A 19,935-nucleotide genomic window follows, 5' to 3' on the forward strand; every position below is an offset into this window, starting at 1 on the left:
GTTACGACAACAGTGTGGGTCCGGTGATGCGGAGAGCCGGGTCGACCTTCTGACGGGATTCCGTCTCGTCGAGTGCGAACAGCGGACTGATTTCCAGGGCGTGCGTCGGTTCCCCGTTCGACCGCGGCACGGCAACGCCGGCGGCCTCAAGCCAGCGGGCCGCGCGGGCAATCGAGTCCTTCCGCACCGTGTCGGGCGAGTCGGCGCCTTTCGCGTTCTTCAACGGGGAGAATTCGTCCGCCCGCTCGACGGCTACGGCCAGCCAGCGGTCGGCGAGCGGCAGCGCGTCGAAGACGAACAGTTCGAACTTGAGGGCGTTCTCGCACGTCGGCGTGAACGGCTTGCCGGCCGCGTCGAGACACGGCACCTTCTTGCGAGCGAGGTGGTGTGCGAGGCGAGTCGCCCCGCTCGTCACCCGTTCCAAAAACGGTACGGAGAACAAGTGAATCGCCGGGCTGCCGGCGCGGAAGGCGAGTTCGCCGGTCGGCGTGCGCTCCCTCGTCATCGCTTCGGGCAGGTCGGAATACTCCAGGATCGTGCAGCGACCATTCACGAGGCTGAGCACACCGACCTTTTCTTCCGGCTTCTCCTTGAAGACTACCTTCGACGACACTTCCGAATCCGTTTCGATGTGGCGGCCGACGAACGCAGGGTCGGCAATCCGCACCAGCGGATTGTCCACCTGGAAGTAGAAGACGTGGCGGACGCCCTCGGCCTTCAGCTTCGCGAGCAAGCCGCTGTCGGCGAGCGCCGTGAGCGTGCCGCCGTGGCCGTTCGGGCTGAGGAACAACTGCCCCGGCTTTTCGAGCAAGAGCCTGCCCGTCGCGATGTCGAGGGCCGGCATCGTGCCCTGCTGGAAGAAGTGCACCGCCTCCTTCGGCAAACCGAAGTATTGGTGTTCGGCGAAGAAGTCCGTCGTTTCATGGTGAGTCGCGGGGCTGGTCATGACCAGGAACGGCACACTCGCACGGTACCGCCGTCGCAGAGCCAGCACTTTCTCGGCGTGAATCTGGAACAGGCTCGCGCCACTGACGGGGCCTACCGGCCACACGCCCTTCGGCCGGTCCGACCCGAGGCGGCTCCCCTGCCCGCCCGCGACAAGGAGCACCGCGACTTCACCGCGGCGGATTGCGTCTTCACCCGCCGTGTAAACCTGCGGCGAGATGTCCGAGCGCAACTCGACCGGCAGCGGCTCGATCTGCTCGCGCGACGGCAGCACCGCGTTCGGTTCGTCCTTCTTCGCGTACAGCGCTTTCAGGTGCTCGAAATCCAACCCCGCGAGTTGCTCGACGAGGTTCGTCCGTTCCGGGATCGCGAGTGCTTCCCAGCCGAAGGCGAGGTGCTGCTGGTCGTGCGAGCGGAGCTTCTGGTCCAAATCGGGCGGCAGATCCATCATGCTGAAACATCCTATCAAAATTCGAACGACAATCCGTCGTGGGCCAAGGCCACGTTCGGCGGGAGCGGGGGCGGGTTCGCGGAGTCCATCTCGTGCGACAGATGGGTCAAGTAGGCTTGCCGCGGCCGAACGCGGGCGATGGCTTCGAGCGCCTGGTCCAGGTTGAAGTGCGACGGGTGCGGGCGGCCCAACTTCAAACAGTCGAGGATGAGCACGTCGAGGCCGTCGAGCAGCGGCCAACTCGCGTCGGGGATTTTGCTCACGTCGGTGCAGTACGCGACGTTGCCGATGCGGTAGCCGAACACGTCGAAGCGGCCGTGAATCAGCGGGATCGGCGTGAGGTGCTCACCGAGGACGGAAAATGGTTCGCGGGTGATGCGGCGGAACTCGAGTTTCGGCAGCACGCCGGGCGGCAGATCATCGTTACCCGGGTGGAAGGCGTAGGAGAACGCCTGCCGGATCACTTCCTCGACGTCGTCGGTGCAATAGATCGGCAGCGGCCCGCCGAGGTACTTGGGGAAGATGCGCACGTCGTCGAGGCCGAACACGTGATCGACGTGGTAGTGCGTGTACAGGACCGCGTGCACGAGCGGGATCTTCTCACGAAGCAGTTGCAACCGCATCTCGGGCGTTGTGTCGATCAGCAGGTTGCCGGCCGGGAGTTTGAGCAGGACCGACGAGCGCATCCGCTGGTTGCGCGGGTGGTCGGACCGGCAAACCGTACAGTCGCAGCCGAGCATCGGCACGCCGACGGAAGTCCCACAGCCGAGAATGATCAGGGAGCGAGAGGCCATACGAAAAGTATACGCCCGCGGGCCGGCAACGCCGACCCGCGGGCAAATGGTCAGATGGGGTCTTCGTGGGCTTGGCCACGCGAATCGAGGTGAACTTGCGTGTACCCGCCCGTCGCGGAGAAGTAAAGGAACAGTAGCAAGAAGCCGACCGCGAGCGCGGCGGGTACGGCCGCAGTCCACGCGAGGGCTTTACGGGCACCCGTGTCGCGGGCCTCGCCGAGTGGCCCCTTGTCGCTCTCGAAGTTTGGTTTGCCTTCCTTGTCCCACCACGCCTTGAGGTCGGTCAGGTTTTTCTCCAACTTCTCACCGACCGGCTTGTTGTCGGCCTTCTGCTTGGCGAGCGTGGCCAAGTCTTCCTCCAGAGTGGTGGCGAACTTGGGCAGTTCCTTGCCCGCGGCCTTCGCGGCTTCAGACTTGGCGATGTACCCGGCGTAGTCGTCGAACACCTTGAGCTTGCTGTTGTCCAAGCCGGCGACCGGCGGGGCGAGTTCTGGGCTGATGGCGGAAACGATCGGGAACCCGCTCGGCTTCAATTCGCCCTTGTCGTCCCGGGCCGCGTATCGCAGATAGGTATCGTTGGAGACTTCTTTGATCTTCTGGACCGCGGCGAAGTCCTGCTTGTACCCAATCCCCGGCCCACCGAACAACCCGGCCGACAACATACCGATGCCGCCGCTGATGCCGATGGCCAGTGCCCCGCCCTTCGGGAACCGTTCCGACACCACGCCGAGCAATGTCGGCCAGTAGAAGGTCTTGCCGAGGGCGTAGATCGTGGCCGCCCCGACCCAGAGCGCGATGGTGTTCGTGAACGGCTGGCCGAGGAGGAACAGGCCAACGGTTCCCAGAATGGCGCTGATTAACAGCAGCCCGATGGGGTTGATCTTGTGAACAATCGGCCCGGCGAAGAACCGCAACGCGCACATCAAGGCGTTCACCCAGATGAACGCGCCGAGAGCCGTCGTTTCATCCTTCAACACGCGCTCGGTGATGTTCGTGATCCAGCTGTCGGTGCCCAGTTCGACATAGCCGACGAGGGCGTGCAGGATGTAGATGAACGCGATTAGCAAACTGCCCGGTGCGAATCGACAATAGACGGTGTACGCGAGCCAGATCGCCCCGCCGGCGCCGTAGCCGACCATCGGCGAGACGCTCAGCCCGACGGCTCCGAGCAGCGTGGGGACGGCCAACCCGAGGAAGACCGCGGCCACAGCGAACCCGAGTAGGCCGACCGTTCCCATCATGTGCGGCAGGTCGATCCCCGCAGACTCCGCCTCCGACTTCGGGAACGGGCGGTTGAACATCATGACGCCGTACAATAGCACCGGGATCAAGAAGATGCCGAGTTTGATTTCCCAGCGGATCGGCGCGTCAATTTGCTTGAAGACGACCCCGACGACCGCACCCAAGATTAGGCCGAGCGGCCAACCCGCGTGCAAGATGTTCAGCCAGTGCGTCTTATTCCGCGGGAAGAGGGTGGCCGTGAGCGGGTTGATAACGGCCTCACACGTCCCGTTCCCGAGCGCGAACAGCCACATGCCGAGATTGAGGCAGACGAACGCGCCTTCCTTACCGTAGGTGGCGTAGACCGGTGTCGCAGCAAACGTGACAATGGCAGACGAGGCATGGAGCAGGAACGCCACTAACATCAACTTTCCGTAGCCAAACAAGTCGGCGAAGAAGCTGAAGAAGATGATTGCCACGCCGAAGCCGATCAACCCACCGCCGCTAATGCCACCCAGTTCTGCCTGGGTGAAGCCGAACTGATTGCCCCAGTCTTTCAGAATGAAGCCCCGGACGGAGAACCCGATACCGGCGGCGATGAGGGTGAGGAAACTGGCTCTGAAGAGCATTTTGTCGTTCGTTCCGGGCGCTGCGGCCGGAACGGGTTGGGGTTCATTCCCGCCCATGATGCCGTCACTCCGAATGAGAGAGGTTTCGACGAAGAAGTCGCGAGTTTACGGATACTATCCGCGAAAGTTTCACACTGTCTAGCAAAAAGACTCAAACTCAGCAACTCTCCGTCCCGCGTGCGGATGGGGAAAAGAGGGAGATTGGACCGATTTCACGTCGCGTAACGATCAAATCGCCCGTCGAGAATACTCGAACCCTGTCTTTCCATCGCTTCGCCTCATTCTCGGCCTCCTCCACGGCCGATGAACGTCGGACACTGTCCTAGTCGGAGGATCGGCCGTGACCCAGGAACTGAACGTGCTCGCACTGTTCAAGGGAAACGAGCGGTACATCTTCGTCTACGACGACGAGAGCCGGGACGAGTTGATCGACACGATTCGCAATGCGGCCGCCAGCCCGCAGACGCCGATCAACTGGTTCGACGCTGCCGTCCTCACGGAGCGTGCCCGGCAACAAGGGAAGGAACCCAGCGAACAACCGACGCGACTGTGATCGGTGTTCTCCTGACCTTTCCGGGATCGTCGATTGACGCTCGAAAGCAAACTCGCCGAGTTCTTGCAGCACCTCGGCCTGGAAATGAATTCGTCGGTCCAAACGGTCAAGTCATACCGTGAGGATCTGTCGCAGGCGCTCGGCTACCTCCGCGATCACCTCAAGAAGTCGTCGGCCGAGCCGCGGGACTGGAACACGCGAACCCTCCGCAGCTATCTCGCTTGGCTGCACGAGCAGGGGTACGCAAAGTCCACCATCGCCCGGCGTTTGGCAGCGGCGCGGACGTTCGGGAAATTCCTTTGCCGTGATGGTACGTTCTCCACGAACCCGGCCGAAGCACTGCGGACGCCGCGGCAAGACAAGAAGTTGCCGCACTTCCTGACCGTCGCGGACATGCGGAAGCTGTTGGCGATGCCGAACTGCAACCTCGCCTTCGGCCGCCGCGACCGCGCGATCCTCGAATGCCTCTACTCGGCCGGACTGCGGGTCAGCGAGGCGGTCGGGTTAAACTTGCTAGACATCGACCTGCGCGACGGCGTCATGGTCATCCGCGGCAAGGGGAAGAAAGAACGACTCGCGATGCTCGGCGACGAGGCCAAGACCTCGATCCAACTCTGGTTGCCCGAACGGCAGACCCTTTTGAATCAACTCGGGAAGTCCGGCCAGCCGGTGTTTCTGAACAAGTCCGGCGGGCGGTTGACGACGCGGAGTGTGGGGCGGTTGCTGGAAAAGTATCTCGCTCTCGCGGGAATGGATCCGCGAACCAGCCCGCACACGCTCCGCCACAGTTTCGCGACACACATGCTCGATGCGGGGGCGGACATCCGCGGCGTGCAGGAGTTGCTCGGCCACAAGAGCCTCGCGACCACGCAAGTTTACACCCACGTCACGACACAACGCCTTCAGGACAGCTACCTGAAGGCCCACCCGCGGGCCGAGTAGCCGCGGGCTTGAATCTATCGCACCTTTGATTTGGCTCCTGTGAGGGTCGGGGTATGCCTCGCGCCGTTTTCCGTTCGGCCCTCGTGCCGGCTTTGATCTTCCTCGTCGTCGTGCCACTGCAATCGCGAGCGGCCGACCCGGCGGTGTCGATCCAGTGGCGGACCGACTACAACACCGCCCGCAAGGAATCGGCCGAAACCGGCCTGCCGATCCTCATTCAGATCGGCACCGAGGACTGCTTTTACTGCAAGAAAATGGAGGCCTCGACGTTCCGCGACGTTGCCGTTCTCGGCATGATGAACGGCTTCATCCCCCTCAAGATCGACGGCAACAAGGAAACGACGCTCGTTAAGACTCTCAAGATTCAGCTCTACCCGACAACCGTCCTGGCCGGGGCAGACGGTACGATTCACGCCTTCGTCCAGGGTTACGTCGCCGTCGATCAGTTCAAGGAGCAGTTGAAGCGGACGACGGATCTCGTTGCGGGCGATACGAAATCGTTCCATGAAATGGCCGAGGTGACGGCCGCGATAAAAGCGGGGGAGTACGCTAAGGCGTTGCCATTGCTCCAGCGGCTGGCCATCGTCTCGAAGGGGAAAGCGGCCGAGCCGCGGGTGAGCGAATTGCTCACAGAGGTGGAGAAAGTCGCGGCCGCCCGGCTGACGAGGGCAAACTCGCTCCTCTCGGCGGGCAAGAACGATGACGCGGTCGCGGCACTCAACGATGTCGTGAAAGTTTTCCCCGGCACGACGGCTTCTTCGCGGGCGGAATCCCACCTGATCGCGCTCGGTGCCAACAAGTTGGACCGGGTCGCCATCTCCCTTCGCGCTCCGACTCTGATGACGGCCGCCCGCGACCTGGCTCGAGCGGGGGCTTATTCTGAAGCACTGGACGTGTGCCAACTTCTCGGGACGACGTCCGAAGCGAAAGCGGCTCAGACGCTGGCGAGCGAGATCAAGACCGACCCAACGCGGTTGGCCGTCGCCGCCCGGCAGACCAACGAAAAGGCCGCCGCGTTGCAGTCAGCCCTCGGCGATGCGCACGCCTTGAAAGGTGAGTACGCCGAGGCCGTGAAGTGTTACGAACTCGCGATCCTCTTCTCGCCGAACTCCCCGACGGCAACCGCGGCGACAGCCCAACTCGTGAAGCTCCGCGGCAGCGTTCCCGTGGTCCCGGCGGTTCGGTCCAAGTGACCGATTCACAACACCGCCTTTTTCGTTGACTCCCGGCCCGGTCACGATCATCTTGAACCATCGTCCCCCACGACGGAGGTTCGGATGGGCACATCTCGTTTTGTTCTTGGTGTCATCCTGTTGACGTTCGGAGCGAGGGCGGTTGGGGCGGAGCCGCCCGACGAATTCGCCGCACTCGGCGAATGGCCGAAGGAGCTGAAGGGCTACTTCACACCGCCCGCCGAGTTCGCGAACGACTCCGGCCCCTGGAAATCGCCACTCGTGAGGGCCGACGGGACAAAGGTTGAAACGGCCGAAGGGTGGAAGAAGCGACGGGACGAGATTCGATCGTCCTGGCACGACTTGATGGGTGCCTGGCCGGCGGTGATCGAAAAACCGAAACTCGAAGTCCTGTCTTCGGCGAAGCGGGAAACATTCACCCAGCAGCACGTCCGCCTTCAAGTCGCGCCGGACCGGATGAACGACGACGCCCGCTTACTGATCCCGGACGGCCCCGGCCCCTTCCCCGCTGTGTTGGTGGTCTTCTACGATTCGAAGACCGGCGTCGGCGAGGGGAAGGCCACCCTCCGCGACTTCGCGTACCAGCTTGCCCGGCGGGGATTCGTTACCCTCTCACTCGGCAGTCCGCCGGAGTCGTACTACCCGAACAAGGAGAAGGCCACCATCCAACCACTGTCGTACCACGCCTACGTAGCGGCCAACTGTCGGAACGTCCTGGCCAACCTGCCGAACGTGGACGGCAAACGGGTCGGTATCATGGGGCACTCTTACGGCGGCAAGTGGGCGATGTTCGCGAGTTGTCTGAACGACCAGTTCGTCTGCGCGGCGTGGTCCGATGGCGGAATCGTCTTCGACGAGAAGCGGAGCAACGTCAACTACTGGGAGCCGTGGTACCTCGGCTACGAACCGGGCCGAGAGCGGAAGCGCGGCCTGCCGACGGCCGAGAACCCGCGCACGGGGCCGTACAAAACGCTGATCGAGAGCGGCCGCGACCTGCACGAACTCCACGCCCTGATGGCCCTGCGACCGTTCCTCGTATCGGGCGGTTCGGAAGACCAACCGGAGCGGTGGAAAGCGCTCAACCACGCCGTCGCCGTCAACAAGTTGCTCGGCTACGAGGGCCGCGTCGGCATGACGAACCGCAAGACACACGACCCCACGCCGGAATCGAACGAGGTGATCTATCGCTTCTTCGAACATGTCCTGAAACCGAATCCGGCGAAGCCGTGAAGCAAAAAAGCGGACCGAGGGAACACCCTCGGCCCGCTCGCGTTCGTACCGAACGAATCGTTACTGCGCTTCACTCGCCGCCGCGGCAACGACCGGCTCACTCACGCCGCTGGTCGCCTCGATGATGAGCTTCTTCTCGCCCTCGACCTCGCCGACTTTGACGTGGATCGTGTCCTTGTTGTGGAACTCGCCCTTCAACAACGACTCGGCCATCGCGTCTTCGAGGTACTGCTCGACCGACCGGCGGAGCGGTCGGGCGCCGAACTCGGTGCTGCTCCCCTTCTCGATCAGGAAGTCCTTCGCCTCTTCGTTGACGAGCATCGTCAGGCCCTTCTCTTTGAGCCGCTTCGCGACCTTCGAGAGTTCCATGTTGACGATCTGCTTCAGGTTCAGCGTCGTCAGCTTGCGGAAGACGATGATGTCGTCGAGGCGGTTGAGGAATTCCGGGCGGAACTCCTTGTCCATCCGGCCCCGCAACTTCTTCTGCATTTCCGCGTAGTTGACGTTCTCGTCCTGCTTGCGGTGGCGCAACAGGGGTGCTGTCATGTCGTCGGCCGACACGATCGTTTCCGCCCCGACGTTCGTGGTCATGATCAAGATCGTGTTCTTGAAGTCAACCACGCGGCCGACGCTGTCGGTCAGGCGGCCTTCTTCCATGATCTGGAGCAGGGCGTTCCACACGTCCGGGTGGGCCTTCTCGATTTCGTCGAGCAGGACCACGCTGTACGGCTTGCGGCGGATCTTCTCGGTCAGCTGACCGCCTTCCTCGAAGCCGACGTAGCCGGGGGGCGCACCCCAGAGGCGGCTGACGTTGTGCTTCTCCTGGTACTCGCTCATGTCGAGCGACACCAGCGCGGCCTCGTCGCCGAACATGAACTTCGCCAGCGACTTCGCGAGCAGCGTCTTCCCGACGCCGGTCGGCCCGGCGAAGATGAACGTGCCGATCGGGCGCTTCGGGTCCTTCAAGCCGAGGCGGCTCTTGCGGATGGCCCGGGCGAGCGACTTGATGGCCTCATCTTGGCTGACGACCGCGGTGTGCAGTTCGTCTTCCATCTTGAGCAACCGCTTCGTTTCGTCCTCGTTCACCTTCACCAGCGGCACGCCAGTCATCTTCGAGACGACTTCCGCGATGACTTCCTCGTCCACCACGCCGTCGGCTTCCTTCGCCTTCTCACGCCATTCCTTCGCGATCGTTTCTTTCTTCTTCTTCAACTTGTCGGCCTGGTCGCGGAGGCTGGCCGCCTTCTCGAAGTCCTGCTCGGCGACGGCCGATTCCTTCTCCTGGTTATGCTTCTCGATCTGCTCGTCGATTTCCTTCAGGTCCGGCGGCCGGGTCATCGACCGCAGGCGAATGCGGGCACCGGCCTCGTCGATCACGTCGATTGCCTTGTCCGGCAGGCAGCGGCCGGAGATGTACCGATCCGAAAAATCGACCGCCGCTCGCAGTGCGGCGTCGGTGATCTGGACGCGGTGGTGCGCCTCGTAGCGGTCGCGGAGGCCCTTGAGAATCTCGACGGCTTCCACGTTGGACGGCGGGTTGACGATGACTTCCTGGAAGCGGCGGGCGAGGGCGGCGTCCTTCTCAATGTACTTGCGGTACTCGTCGAGCGTGGTCGCCCCGATGCACTGAATCTCGCCGCGGGCCAGGGCCGGCTTCAGGACGTTGCTGGCGTCGATCGCGCCTTCGGCACCGCCCGCACCGACGAGGGTGTGCAGTTCGTCGATGAACAGGATCGTGTTCTTGGCCCGACGAACTTCGTTCATCACGGCCTTGATCCGTTCTTCGAACTGCCCGCGGTACTTCGTGCCGGCGACCATCATCGCCAGGTCGAGGACCACGAGCCGACGGTCGCGGAGCAGGTCGGGGATGTTGCCGTCCACGATCATCTGCGCCAGACCTTCGACGATGGCCGTCTTGCCAACGCCGGCTTCGCCGAGCAGCACCGGGTTGTTCTTCGTGCGGCGGCTCAAGACCTGGATGACGCGCTCGATTTCGTTCGAGCGGCCGATGACCGGGTCGAGCTTGCTGGTCCGGGCCAGTTCGGTCAGGTCGCGGCCGAAGCTGTCGAGGGCCGGCGTCTTGCTCTTGCTCTTGCCGCCCGACGTGCGCTCGCCGCTGCCCCGTTCGGACGACCCACCTTCCCGGCCGCCACCGCCACCGCCGCCTTCGTTTTCGTTCGGCATGTTGTGCCCCAGTAGGTTGAGAACCTCTTCGCGAACGTCTTCGAGTTTCAGCCCCAAGTTCATGAGGACCTGGGCCGCGACGCCTTCCTGTTCGCGGAGCAGGCCGAGCAACAGGTGCTCGGTCCCGACGTAGTTGTGGTTCAGGTTGCGGGCTTCTTCGATCGAGTACTCGATCACCTTCTTGGCCCGCGGCGTGTGCGGCAAGCGGCCGAGCGTGGCGGAGTCGCCACCCGGGCCGTGCTGAACGATCCGCTCGACTTCCAACCGGATTTTACGCAGGTCGATGTCGAGGTTTTTCAGAACGTTCGCGGCCACCCCCGAGCCTTCTTTCACCAGCCCGAGCAACACGTGTTCGGTGCCGATGTACTCGTGGTTGAACCGCTGCGCTTCCTGGTTGGCGAGTTGCATCACCTTCCGAGCGCGGTCGGTAAAGCGTTCAAACATCGTGTGCTGTCTCCCTGTTCGTCTGCCCCATCGACCGAGATCGCCAGCAACTCGGTCGGGAAACGACGGCTGGCGGAATTCACGACCGAGGGGGAAGAGCTATCCCGGTGCGTGCAAGGGCGGGGCGTTGCCCTTCGGATTCACGGTTTAATCGTCTCTGGGCCATCATATGCACCCGCGATGCCACAAACCAACAGCGGCGTGCCAACTTGCCCGCGTTCGTGCGGCCGGGAGGCCGGAGAAGTGTAGATCGAGGGGAAACCGCGGTCAATCGCAACAGAATCGAAGGGGCACGAGCGGGCCTGTTACACCGGGAGTCGCTGCCAAAGTAACAGGCCCGCGGCTGTCACACCTGCCAGCCCTTGCGGTACTCCCGCCCGAGGAACGCGGCCGCGTTCTTGGTGTTCGTCACGTTCGCCGTCGCGGCGTCCCACTCAAGCTCCTCGCCGCAACGGTAGGCCACGTTGCCGAGGAGAATCGCTTCTGTCAGCCGGCCACTGTACTCGAAGTTGCACGTCGTCGGGCCGCCGTTCTTGATGGCGTCGATCCACTCCTGATGATGGCCGACCGACTTGGAGATCGTCGGCGTCGGTTTCTTGGTAACTCTCGCGAACTCCTCCGGCAGCAATTGGTGCTTCGAGTAGTCGGCCACGAGTTTGCCCTTGTCGCCTTCGAACAGCACGCCGGCTCCGTAACCGGGGAACTTCACGGAACCGTCCAGGCTGGGTCCGCTCGTGCCGTGGTACCACGTAAGGTGAACGCCGGGGAACTGGTAGTCCACCTGCATCACGTCCGGCGTGGTGTTGTCGCCGTCGTAGGTCTTCTTGCCGACGGCCTTGACCTTCGTCGGGGCTTTCAGGTCAAGTGCCCAGAAGGGTAAGTCGGTGTAGTGGCAACCGAGATCCGCGAGGGTGCCGCCGCCGAATTCCCACCACCACCGCCAGTGGAAGTGTGGCCATGCGTAGTTCGCCTGCGCCATCTTCGCTTCGAAGAACTCGACAGGAGCCGGCCCGAGCCAAACGTCGAGATCGAACTTCGCCGACGGCTTCGTGCCGGTCTTCTTGCCCGCGACCGGCTTACTGGAAATCCAGACGTGAACGCGGTTCACGGTGCCGAGGACGCCGCCCTGCACGATCTCGACCACGCGGCGGTAGTTTTCCTCGGCGTGGATTTGCGTGCCCATTTGCGTGACGAGTTTGGTGCCGCGGACGGCGTTCCGCACCGCCCGGACCTCCTGCACCGTGTGGCAGAGCGGTTTCTCGCAATAGACGTGCTTGCCGAGCTTGAGGGCGGTCAGCGTCGCATGGGCGTGGGTGTGGTCCGGCGTGCTGATGACGACGGCATCGAAGCCGTTCGCCCTGTCGAAAAGTTTGCGGTAGTCCGTGAAGACCTCCGCCTTCGGGAACTGCTGTTGCGCTTTGACCGCGTTCCCGGGGTCCACGTCACACAGGGCGACAATGTTTTCCTTCTCGACACCTTTCAGGTTGGCCGCCCCGCGGTTCGAAACGCCGATAACGGCGATCCGCAATTTGCCCGTGTCAGCCGATACGTTTGGGGCCAACAGAGCACCGCCGGTGGCGGCGAGAAAACGACGTCGGTTCAGCATGACTTGATCCGTGGTAGTTGCGGGAGGTGCATCAAGTGAACAGATTCGAGTCGAGCGATCAAGGAAAATGTCGAAACAGAGCAGAAGGGAAGAGACTCGACCAGGGCCGAATCCAGCATTTGAGCGTTACGCTGAATTCGGTCCCCTGGGAATCCCCCCCGTAGGCGAACGGGGGGGCATGTCTCAAAAACGGGCGATGGGCGATTCGAAGCTAGTCGAGTCACTTAATTGCATGCACGATGCCAAAACTGGATAATCTACTTCATTATCGTCACAAGATCATTTACGGTAATAATTTATAAATTTATCATTCGCGATAACAATAAATTCGCCGAGTTGACTAATTGTCGCCGATTCCGACACTATTCTGGCACCCAGAACTAGGTGTCGATTTTTCAGACGTCCGGATTCGGAGTCGGTATCTTGCTGTTCGCCACCACGTTCTGAAAGATAACTGCTCCCCTTGGAGTGCGGAATCATGGCGATCGAACCCCTGGCCATCGGCGTTTGTAGTTGGTCACTTCAGGTCAAGAGTGTGGCTGAACTGAAGGCGTTCCTCGACCGGCTCGGCGTCGACGTGGTGCAGATCGCGTGCGGCGACCCCCACCACGCCTCCTGGGACGAGGGCGATGACCTGCCGACGGCGGCGAAGGCGGCCGGGTTCCGCATGAGCGGCAGCATGCTCGGCTTCCCGGGCGAGGATTACACCACGCCGCTGACGATCGAAAAGACCGGCGGATTCGGCGACCCGACCACGCGAGCGCAGCGGATCGAGCGGTTCCAGTGGGGGCTGCAACGCACCACGGCCCTCGGTCTGAGCGACATCATGCTTCACGCCGGGTTCATCCCGGAAGTCGGCGACGACGCCCGCTCGTCGTTCTTGCACACGCTCGCGCACGTATCGGACCTCGCCCAGCGGGTCGGTGTGACGGTGGCATTCGAAACCGGCCAGGAGTCGAGTAAGCTCCTCCGCCAGACGCTCGACGACTTGCAGTGCTCGAACCTGAAGGTGAACTTCGACCCGGCCAACATGCTGCTGTACGACAAGGACGACCCCCTCGAAGCCCTCGAACTGCTCGCCCCGGATATCCGCAGCGTGCACCTGAAGGACGCCAACCGCCCGACGGTGAAAGCCCAGTGGGGCGAGGAAGTGCCGTTAGGCCGCGGGCAGACGAACACGAAACTGTTCGTGAAAGCCCTTCAGAAAAGCGGCTACCGTGGGCCACTGTGCATCGAGCGTGAAGTTGGCACGCAGGAAGAGCGGTTCCGCGACATCGAGCACGGCGTGAAGTTCCTCCGCGAGTGCCTCGCAAGTTGAGTCGAGCTTGACCCCGTGCGGCTTCGCGTGTTAAACCGGCGAGGCCTACCGAACTGCGAAACGCGCGGGGACTGCGAGACTCATGCGGGTCACGACGAAAGCCACCCTCGAAGAACCGCTCCGCTGCGAATCGTCACCGCTGGTGTCGGTCTGCATCGCGAACTGGAACTGCTGCGAACTCCTGCACGACTGCCTGCTGTCACTCTTCGACCAGGACCAGGGCGTGTCGTTCGAGGTCGTCATCGTCGACAACGCCTCCACCGACGGGGCGGTCGAGATGGTCCGGGACCGCTTCCCGCAGGTCCGCCTCATTCGGAACGACACCAACCGCGGCTTCAGCAAGGCCAACAACCAGGCCGCCGCCGTGGCCCGCGGGCAGTACCTCTTCTTCCTGAACAACGACACGCTCGTCCCCGAGGGCACGCTGCTAGACTTCGTTCAGTTCACGCGCGAGAACCCGGACGTCGGCATGATCGGCCCCCGGCTCCGCGGCGGCGACGGGCAGTGCCAGATTTCCTACCGCCGGAAGCCGACGCTGGGGGCCCTCCTCCACCGCGTGAGCATGTTGCGCTGGACGGGCTTGTTTCGAAACGCCTACTACGACTACCGGCGGAACACCTTCAACCCCGAAGGCGTTCACACCGTCGAAGTCCTGATGGGGGCGGCGGTCTTCCTGCCGCGGGAGTCGTTCGAAAAATCCGGCCAGTGGGACGAGGCTTACCGCTTCGGCGGTGAAGACCTCGACTTGTCCACGCAAGTCGGCCAGACGAGCCCCGTCGTGTACGTCGGCAGCGTCGAGATCGTCCACTTCGGCCGCGTCGCGAGCCGGGCGAACGTGAGTTTCTCCACGCCGAACGTCGCCATCGGTTACGTCCACTACTTCCGCAAGAACGGCGTCGGCAAGAACCAGTTGCGCGTCTACAAGGCGCTCGTCACCCTCGACGCCCCGGTGCAGGGCATTGCCAAACTCGTCCAGGCGGGCGTGCGCTGGCTTCGCGGCGATCGACAGCGGGCGGGCAAGAGCTGGCTGGCGGCAAAAGGACTCTGGCACTTCCTCACCCGCGAGCTAGTCCGGTTCTGGCGGGCCTGATACGAAACAGGGTATGACACCCACCGACCCGCCCCTCGATCCCGCCCGCATTCTCTTCGAAGACCACCACCTCCTCATCGTCAACAAGCCCGCGCCGCTGCTGACGCAAGCCCCGCCCAACGTCCCCAACCTGGAAAGCATGGTGAAGGCGTACATCAAGGAGAAGTACGCCAAACCCGGCGGCGTCTACCTCGGCGTGCCGCACCGCCTCGACCGGCCCGTCTCCGGGGTCATCTGCTTCGCCCGCAACACGAAGGCGGCTCAACGGGTCCACGAACAGTTCCAAGAGCGGACGGTCCGCAAGGTCTACTGGGCGGCCGTGGTCGGCGAAGTGACGCCCGAAACCGGGCGGTGGGAGGACTGGATCCGCAAAGTTCCCGACGAATCCCGAACGGTACGGGCGAAACCCAATGAGCCAGGGGCAAAGCTCGCGACGCTCGAATACCGCGTCCTGCAACCAATCCCCGGGGGCACACTGATCGAGTTTCAGCCGTTGAGCGGCCGGATGCACCAGTTGCGCGTCCAATCGGCGTGGCGAGGCCACCCCGTGTTCGGCGACACGGCCTATGCCGAGTCCCCGCCCTTCGGCCCGGCCGCGGAACTCCCGCGCGATCGAGTCATTGCCCTTCACGCCCGTCGCCTGGAACTCATTCATCCGTTTAAGAAAGAGCCACTCGTTGCCGAAGCTACCGTGCCGGACTATTGGGCACCCCTCGGCCTCGATTCCGGCTCTTAGCCCTGGACTTCTCATAAGCCCTTCATGCCAGACGTGATAAATGAGTGAATGAGAAGCTCCGCCAGATTTGCCGAGGACCACTCGCGTGCGGGTTCTGCTTGTTGAAGACCAGATTGCGTTATCGAAAGCCCTCCGTCAAGGACTGGAAGAAGAGGGCTTCGCGGTCGATACCGCCCTCGACGGCGAGGAGGCCGACGCGAAAGCGCGGACGACGCAGTACGACGTCGTCATTCTGGACGTGATGCTGCCGAAGGTCGACGGACTCACCCTCTTGAAGCGCTGGCGGCAGGGCGGGGTTTCGACCCACGTCCTCATGCTGACGGCCAGGACCACGCTCGACGATAAGATCGCGGGCCTCGACTCGGGGGCCGACGATTACCTGACGAAGCCGTTCGAACTCGACGAGTTGCTCGCCCGCGTCCGGGCGCTCGTGCGGCGGAGCCACCAGGTCAAAGACCCGATCATCAAGATTTACGACATGAACATCGACACCGCCGCCCGCCGGGTGACGCGGGCTGGTCAGTCGATCCACCTCACGCCGCGCGAGTACGCCCTGCTGGAATTCCTGGCCTTCCACCGCGGCAAGGTCGTAACCCGGACGATGATCTGGGAACACCTCTACGACGAGTACGACGAGAACACGTCGAACGTCGTGGACGTGTACATCCGCTACCTGCGGAACAAAATCGACAAGGGGTTCGAGCCGGCCCTAATCCTGACCCGGTGGGGCGAAGGTTACATGCTCCGGGCTGAGGACGACCCGCCGCCCGTGAAGGAAGGCAAGGAGAAGGAAGGGAAGCGGAAGGTCTGATCTTTTCAGGTCGCCAGTCATGCGTTCGACACGCTCGCTCCTCATCGTCTACTTCCTCGCCCTCCTCGGCGTGGGGTTGGGTGTGGTCGTCATCTTGGCCGACCGCGTGGTGACGCGGGCTCTGGACGAAAAAGAGCGAACGGCTGCGGAGGCGATCGACCTGCGGACACTCGAACGGGTTCGGAACGAGCAGGAGAAGTTCGACCGCGAACTTCTGACCCATGCCCGGTTGATCGCCCGGATCGCCCGCCGCGAGTACCTCCCCCAGTCCGACGCGGAACGGCGGAAGTTCGACACGCAGTTGTTGCCCCCCAGTTACTTTGCCGGCTTCGGCCCCACGTTCAGCCTCTGGGCCGTCACCTGGCACAGTGGACTGGCCCAGCAGCCGCGTCGGGGCGGGAGTAACCCCAACCCGCAGTTCTTGTACTGGTCGCTGGCCCGCTCCTACCTTTCCAACTTGCGCATCGACGAGTTGTACTTGAAGCCGATCGACGACGACGACCGGATTCTCGACTACGTGCAAATCAACGGCACGTTCGGCAGCGTCCGACGGTCCGAGAACCTCATCACGGCCGGCTTCGTCCTCCCGTTCGAACGCAGCCGGGTGGACAAGGTACTCGAAGACTGGACCTACGACGAGGTCCACCTTCCCGGTGCCGCGACGGGGCGCCGGGTGATTTTCAAGACGCCGTTGCCCATCCAGGCACCGGGGTTCGACCGCTTCCGGCCATCGCAAGGCCGCCCCGCCCCGGCCGACCCGTCGCAGTACATTTACATCCACGTCGCCCGACTTTCGAACGAGCTCGAACACCACGTCGCCACCTTTCGTTCGGAAGCGGCCGACGAAAAGACCGTCCTCCAGACCGGCACCGTGCGGACGGTGGGCTGGATTCGTCTGACGCTCGCATTCATCGCCGTTCTCACGTTCCTTGCGTGCCTCCTCGGCTCGTCCTGGCTGATCCGCCGCGGGTTGACGCCGCTCAGTCGCCTTTCGGACGCCGTGAGTCAGGTGTCCGAAAAAGACTTCCGCCTCGCGGTGGAGCGGGACGAACTGACCACGGAACTGCAACCGATCCACACGAGAATCACGGAAACACTCGACCAGCTACGCATGGCGTTTGAGCGGGAGAAGCAGGCCGTCGCCGATATTTCGCACGAGCTACGGACGCCGGTGGCATCGCTCCTGGCCACCATCGACGTGTCCCTCCGCAAGCCGCGGACGGCCGAATCGTATCTGCAAACGCTCAAAGACTGCCGGGCCATCACGAAGCAACTCAGCCAGCTCGTCGAGAAGGTGATGACCCTCGCCTACCTCGACGCGGGGCAGACGAAGGTGGCTCAAGTGCCGGTGGACGTCATGGACATCGCCACGAGTTGCGCGGCCGTGATCCGACCGTTGGCGGAAGCCCACGGCCTGCAATTCGAGATGAAGTCCGACGGGCCGATCCGGGTGCAGACCGATCCCGACAAGTTGCGAGAGGTACTGACGAACCTGTTGCACAACGCGGTCGAGTACAACAACGCCGGGGGGCGGGTGGAATTGGACGTGTCGTCCGACCCAGAGAACGTCCGGTTCCGTGTCAAGGACACAGGCATCGGGATGACGGACGAGGTCCGCGAGAAAATTTTCGAACGCTTCTACCGGGCCGACTCGTCCCGGACCGCGACCGGCGTTCACGCCGGGTTGGGGCTGGCGATCGTGAAGGAATACGTCGACCGCCTCGGCGGTTCGATCTCGGTCGAGAGCGAACCGGGGGCCGGGAGTAGTTTCTGCGTCAGCCTACCGGCCGCGTGATTCGCGGATCGCGTCCAGCCGTACCCGCATCCGCTCCCCGGCCGCGACGATCGAAAGACTCGTCGCCAAATCCTGTTTGCCGCGTTCCCCCCGCCGCCTGGCTTCCTCACGATTTTCGAAAACGTCCCGCATCAGTTTAGCCGCGTGATCCGTGTCGGGGTCGGCCCAAATCGCGCCGCGTGGGTAAGGGTCGATGTCCTCGGCCAGCGAAACCCGACGGTAGTCCACGAGGTAGCTGTTGTCGTCGGTCATGAAGTCTAGGTTACCCGAATAGCGGGTCGCGATGGCCGGCTTGCCGAGCAACATCGCCTCGGCACACGTCAGCCCGAACCCCTCCGAGCGGTGCAACGACACGTAGGCGTCGGCCGCGTTCAGGAGGCCGAGCAGTTCCGCCCGGGTGAGCACCCGGTCCACGAGTTTGACGTTCGGCGTGGCCGCGATGGCGTCCCTTAGCAGGAGCCACTGGTCCTTGTAGTACGTCTCCGGCGGCGACACCTTGATGACGAGTTCGACCGGGTCTTCCGGGCGAAACGCCCGGCGGAAGGCATCGATCAGGCCGAGCGGGTTCTTCCGCTGCATCCGGCTGTTCATGTCGAAGACGAAGCTAAACGTGAACCGCTGCGGGTCGAGGCCGAAGTATTCCTTCGAGAGCGGGTCGAAGACCGGCAACTCCAGCCCTGGCCCCATCGCGAAGACCGGCTTGCGGAAGGCCGTCCGCATGGCGTCGGCAATGAACCGCGTCGGGGCCCAGATTTCATCGACACCGTCGCCGCGGTCGAGCCATTGCTTCGGGAGTTCTTCCAGTTCCCACCACCAGATGCCGACGCGGTAGACCCCCTCGCGGCGGTGCAGCCCGCTCTTGTGGTAGGCGTCGGCCACCGGCACGTCGATGCCGGTGTTCAGGATCGTCACGTCGAACGGCTCAAGCGCGTCGAACGCCTGCTTGTTCCGCGGCTCGCGCAGGAACAGCACCGGGAAGTCCCGCAACCCCGTCCGCACGCCGACGCTGGTCAGCGATTCGACCGTACTCTTGACCGCGTGCTGTAGCCCCGACGTGTAGCGGAACAGCCCCAGCACGTTGACGCCAGCCCGCGTCGGGAGGCGGTCGGCGAGGTCCTGTTGGAGTTCGGCGAGCCAGCGAGCGTCCACGCACTTCGCGATCCGCGGCGTGCCCTTGACCCACGTCAGGATTTCTTCGGCCCCGTTCGGCAACTGTTCCTTCCACTGTGGCTCGGCGTGGCAAAGAAACAGCAGTTCGTCCCACGGCCGGAACTGTGGAGGTAGAGTCGCGCGGTTGAGCCATCGACAGTCGAGTTGGTAGTGCGACTGAACCCACGCCTTGAGGGCCGGCCAGCCGAACCGCGTCAGCCCGTGCGGCACGGCCGCCTGCCATTCGGGGTGCAACCGGAAACTCGCCGCCAGCCCGCGGCTCGGGTCTTCGTCCTGCTCGAACAGGAACCACACCGCCGCCTCGGGTGTGAGTTGAAAATCGCTTCGGCCGAAGGTCACGAGCCACGCGAGGTACTCACCGCGCTGCTTGGGCGTCAGGGCCAACGGCCACGCCCCGCGGAGGTCTTCGCGGAGTTCGTAGACCCGCTTGACGCGCGCGGCCGGGTCCGACGCGAACGCCGCGCGAATGTTATCCCGCGCGACTGCGGAGAGAAAAGGATTGCCGACGAGCGATTTCGCGAACGCCCCGCCCTCCCCGGCCGACAGGGGGTTGGGATCGCGACGGCTGATCGAGCGGTTCGAGGCCAGAAGCCCCAGGATGTACCGCATGGCTCCCGCGGCGCCCTGTTCCGCTTCCTGCGGGTCGGTCGTCAACGGCGGGACACCGTGGGCCGTCAGAAAGGTGTTGAGTTTCGACAGATCGTGCAGGTCAAAGTACGTCTCTTCCGTTTCGCCACGGAGTTGGTCGCGGAGTTGCCGTTTCACGCGCCCGCCGAGGCTTCGAAGCGGCCGGAGCAGGTTGGGGGTGAGGTGAATCATTCGA

At 63.4% G+C, this 19,935-nt stretch carries 15 protein-coding genes; 9 read left to right on the forward strand and 6 right to left on the reverse strand.

What is annotated here, in order from left to right; all coding sequences use genetic code 11:
- Position 1: 1 nt before the first annotated feature.
- The 3 genes from PX52LOC_RS28495 to PX52LOC_RS28505 are packed head-to-tail and all read right to left on the reverse strand — an operon-like array spanning position 2 to position 4,040.
- On the reverse strand, positions 2–1,396 hold the full coding sequence (locus PX52LOC_RS28495; RefSeq protein ID WP_149113269.1) for a UTP--glucose-1-phosphate uridylyltransferase: 1,395 nt from the start codon (positions 1,394–1,396) through the stop codon (positions 2–4).
- 14 nt (positions 1,397–1,410) lie between these two features.
- On the reverse strand, positions 1,411–2,190 hold the full coding sequence (locus PX52LOC_RS28500) for an MBL fold metallo-hydrolase (RefSeq protein WP_149113270.1): 780 nt from the start codon (positions 2,188–2,190) through the stop codon (positions 1,411–1,413).
- Positions 2,191–2,240: 50 nt separating this feature from the next.
- Positions 2,241–4,040 (reverse strand): MFS transporter, encoded by a 1,800-nt coding sequence (locus PX52LOC_RS28505; protein WP_246173489.1) that lies wholly within the window; start codon positions 4,038–4,040, stop codon positions 2,241–2,243.
- Between the two features lie 340 nt (positions 4,041–4,380).
- Between PX52LOC_RS28505 and PX52LOC_RS28510 the strand changes: the two genes are divergently transcribed.
- From PX52LOC_RS28510 to PX52LOC_RS28525, 4 genes are all read left to right on the forward strand, one after another.
- On the forward strand, positions 4,381–4,593 hold the full coding sequence (locus PX52LOC_RS28510; protein ID WP_149113272.1) for a hypothetical protein: 213 nt from the start codon (positions 4,381–4,383) through the stop codon (positions 4,591–4,593).
- Positions 4,594–4,626: 33 nt separating this feature from the next.
- A complete protein-coding gene (locus PX52LOC_RS28515) occupies positions 4,627–5,535 on the forward strand; it encodes a tyrosine recombinase XerC (RefSeq protein ID WP_149113273.1) in 909 nt (302 codons plus the stop codon).
- Between the two features lie 53 nt (positions 5,536–5,588).
- Entirely contained in the window at positions 5,589–6,728 is a 1,140-nt protein-coding gene (locus tag PX52LOC_RS28520) for a tetratricopeptide repeat protein (protein WP_149113274.1), read from the forward strand.
- Between the two features lie 84 nt (positions 6,729–6,812).
- Complete coding sequence (locus tag PX52LOC_RS28525) at positions 6,813–7,958, forward strand: S9 family peptidase (RefSeq protein WP_218575180.1); 1,146 nt, start codon at positions 6,813–6,815, stop codon at positions 7,956–7,958.
- A gap of 60 nt (positions 7,959–8,018) precedes the next feature.
- Here the strand turns inward: PX52LOC_RS28525 and PX52LOC_RS28530 are convergent, their stop codons facing one another.
- Both PX52LOC_RS28530 and PX52LOC_RS28535 read right to left on the reverse strand, forming a co-directional pair.
- Positions 8,019–10,586 (reverse strand): ATP-dependent Clp protease ATP-binding subunit, encoded by a 2,568-nt coding sequence (locus tag PX52LOC_RS28530; RefSeq protein WP_149113275.1) that lies wholly within the window; start codon positions 10,584–10,586, stop codon positions 8,019–8,021.
- A gap of 346 nt (positions 10,587–10,932) precedes the next feature.
- Positions 10,933–12,192 carry a Gfo/Idh/MocA family protein gene (locus tag PX52LOC_RS28535; RefSeq protein WP_149113276.1) on the reverse strand — a complete coding sequence of 420 codons (1,260 nt, stop codon included), beginning with the start codon at positions 12,190–12,192 and terminating at the stop codon, positions 10,933–10,935.
- Between the two features lie 478 nt (positions 12,193–12,670).
- Between PX52LOC_RS28535 and PX52LOC_RS28540 the strand changes: the two genes are divergently transcribed.
- From PX52LOC_RS28540 to PX52LOC_RS28560, 5 genes are all read left to right on the forward strand, one after another.
- The gene (locus PX52LOC_RS28540; protein ID WP_149113277.1) at positions 12,671–13,510 is read left to right on the forward strand and encodes a sugar phosphate isomerase/epimerase family protein; all 840 of its coding nucleotides are present in this window, start codon (positions 12,671–12,673) and stop codon (positions 13,508–13,510) included.
- Positions 13,511–13,592: 82 nt separating this feature from the next.
- Entirely contained in the window at positions 13,593–14,600 is a 1,008-nt protein-coding gene (locus PX52LOC_RS28545) for a glycosyltransferase family 2 protein (RefSeq protein ID WP_149113278.1), read from the forward strand.
- A 13-nt stretch (positions 14,601–14,613) separates the two neighbouring features.
- A complete protein-coding gene (locus tag PX52LOC_RS28550; RefSeq protein WP_149113279.1) occupies positions 14,614–15,336 on the forward strand; it encodes an RluA family pseudouridine synthase in 723 nt (240 codons plus the stop codon).
- Between the two features lie 85 nt (positions 15,337–15,421).
- On the forward strand, positions 15,422–16,147 hold the full coding sequence (locus PX52LOC_RS28555) for a response regulator transcription factor (protein WP_149113280.1): 726 nt from the start codon (positions 15,422–15,424) through the stop codon (positions 16,145–16,147).
- Between the two features lie 19 nt (positions 16,148–16,166).
- A complete protein-coding gene (locus PX52LOC_RS28560; RefSeq protein ID WP_149113281.1) occupies positions 16,167–17,942 on the forward strand; it encodes a sensor histidine kinase in 1,776 nt (591 codons plus the stop codon).
- On the opposite strand, the gene PX52LOC_RS28565 is transcribed toward PX52LOC_RS28560, so the two are convergent.
- Positions 17,928–19,931, reverse strand: a complete 2,004-nt coding sequence (locus tag PX52LOC_RS28565; RefSeq protein WP_149113282.1) for a glycosyltransferase family 4 protein — start codon at positions 19,929–19,931, stop codon at positions 17,928–17,930. The two genes, PX52LOC_RS28560 and PX52LOC_RS28565, sit on opposite strands and share 15 nt — an antisense overlap.
- Between the last annotated feature and the right edge of the window lie 4 nt (positions 19,932–19,935).

Origin of the sequence: Limnoglobus roseus (genome assembly GCF_008254045.1) — a bacterium.
In the GTDB taxonomy this organism is placed as follows: Bacteria; Planctomycetota; Planctomycetia; order Gemmatales; family Gemmataceae; genus Limnoglobus; species Limnoglobus roseus.

What these genes read in the sequence shown, in the direction of transcription:
- PX52LOC_RS28560 (WP_149113281.1), top strand. Translation starts at nt 16,167, where the DNA reads ATGCGTTCGACACGCTCGCTCCTCATCGTCTACTTCCTCGCCCTCCTC.
- PX52LOC_RS28540 (WP_149113277.1), top strand. Translation starts at nt 12,671, where the DNA reads ATGGCGATCGAACCCCTGGCCATCGGCGTTTGTAGTTGGTCACTTCAG.
- PX52LOC_RS28535 (WP_149113276.1), bottom strand. Translation starts at nt 12,192, where the DNA reads ATGCTGAACCGACGTCGTTTTCTCGCCGCCACCGGCGGTGCTCTGTTG.
- PX52LOC_RS28565 (WP_149113282.1), bottom strand. Translation starts at nt 19,931, where the DNA reads ATGATTCACCTCACCCCCAACCTGCTCCGGCCGCTTCGAAGCCTCGGC.
- PX52LOC_RS28545 (WP_149113278.1), top strand. Translation starts at nt 13,593, where the DNA reads ATGCGGGTCACGACGAAAGCCACCCTCGAAGAACCGCTCCGCTGCGAA.
- PX52LOC_RS28505 (WP_246173489.1), bottom strand. Translation starts at nt 4,040, where the DNA reads ATGCTCTTCAGAGCCAGTTTCCTCACCCTCATCGCCGCCGGTATCGGG.
- PX52LOC_RS28550 (WP_149113279.1), top strand. Translation starts at nt 14,614, where the DNA reads ATGACACCCACCGACCCGCCCCTCGATCCCGCCCGCATTCTCTTCGAA.
- PX52LOC_RS28520 (WP_149113274.1), top strand. Translation starts at nt 5,589, where the DNA reads ATGCCTCGCGCCGTTTTCCGTTCGGCCCTCGTGCCGGCTTTGATCTTC.
- PX52LOC_RS28500 (WP_149113270.1), bottom strand. Translation starts at nt 2,190, where the DNA reads ATGGCCTCTCGCTCCCTGATCATTCTCGGCTGTGGGACTTCCGTCGGC.
- PX52LOC_RS28495 (WP_149113269.1), bottom strand. Translation starts at nt 1,396, where the DNA reads ATGATGGATCTGCCGCCCGATTTGGACCAGAAGCTCCGCTCGCACGAC.
- PX52LOC_RS28530 (WP_149113275.1), bottom strand. Translation starts at nt 10,586, where the DNA reads ATGTTTGAACGCTTTACCGACCGCGCTCGGAAGGTGATGCAACTCGCC.
- PX52LOC_RS28525 (WP_218575180.1), top strand. Translation starts at nt 6,813, where the DNA reads ATGGGCACATCTCGTTTTGTTCTTGGTGTCATCCTGTTGACGTTCGGA.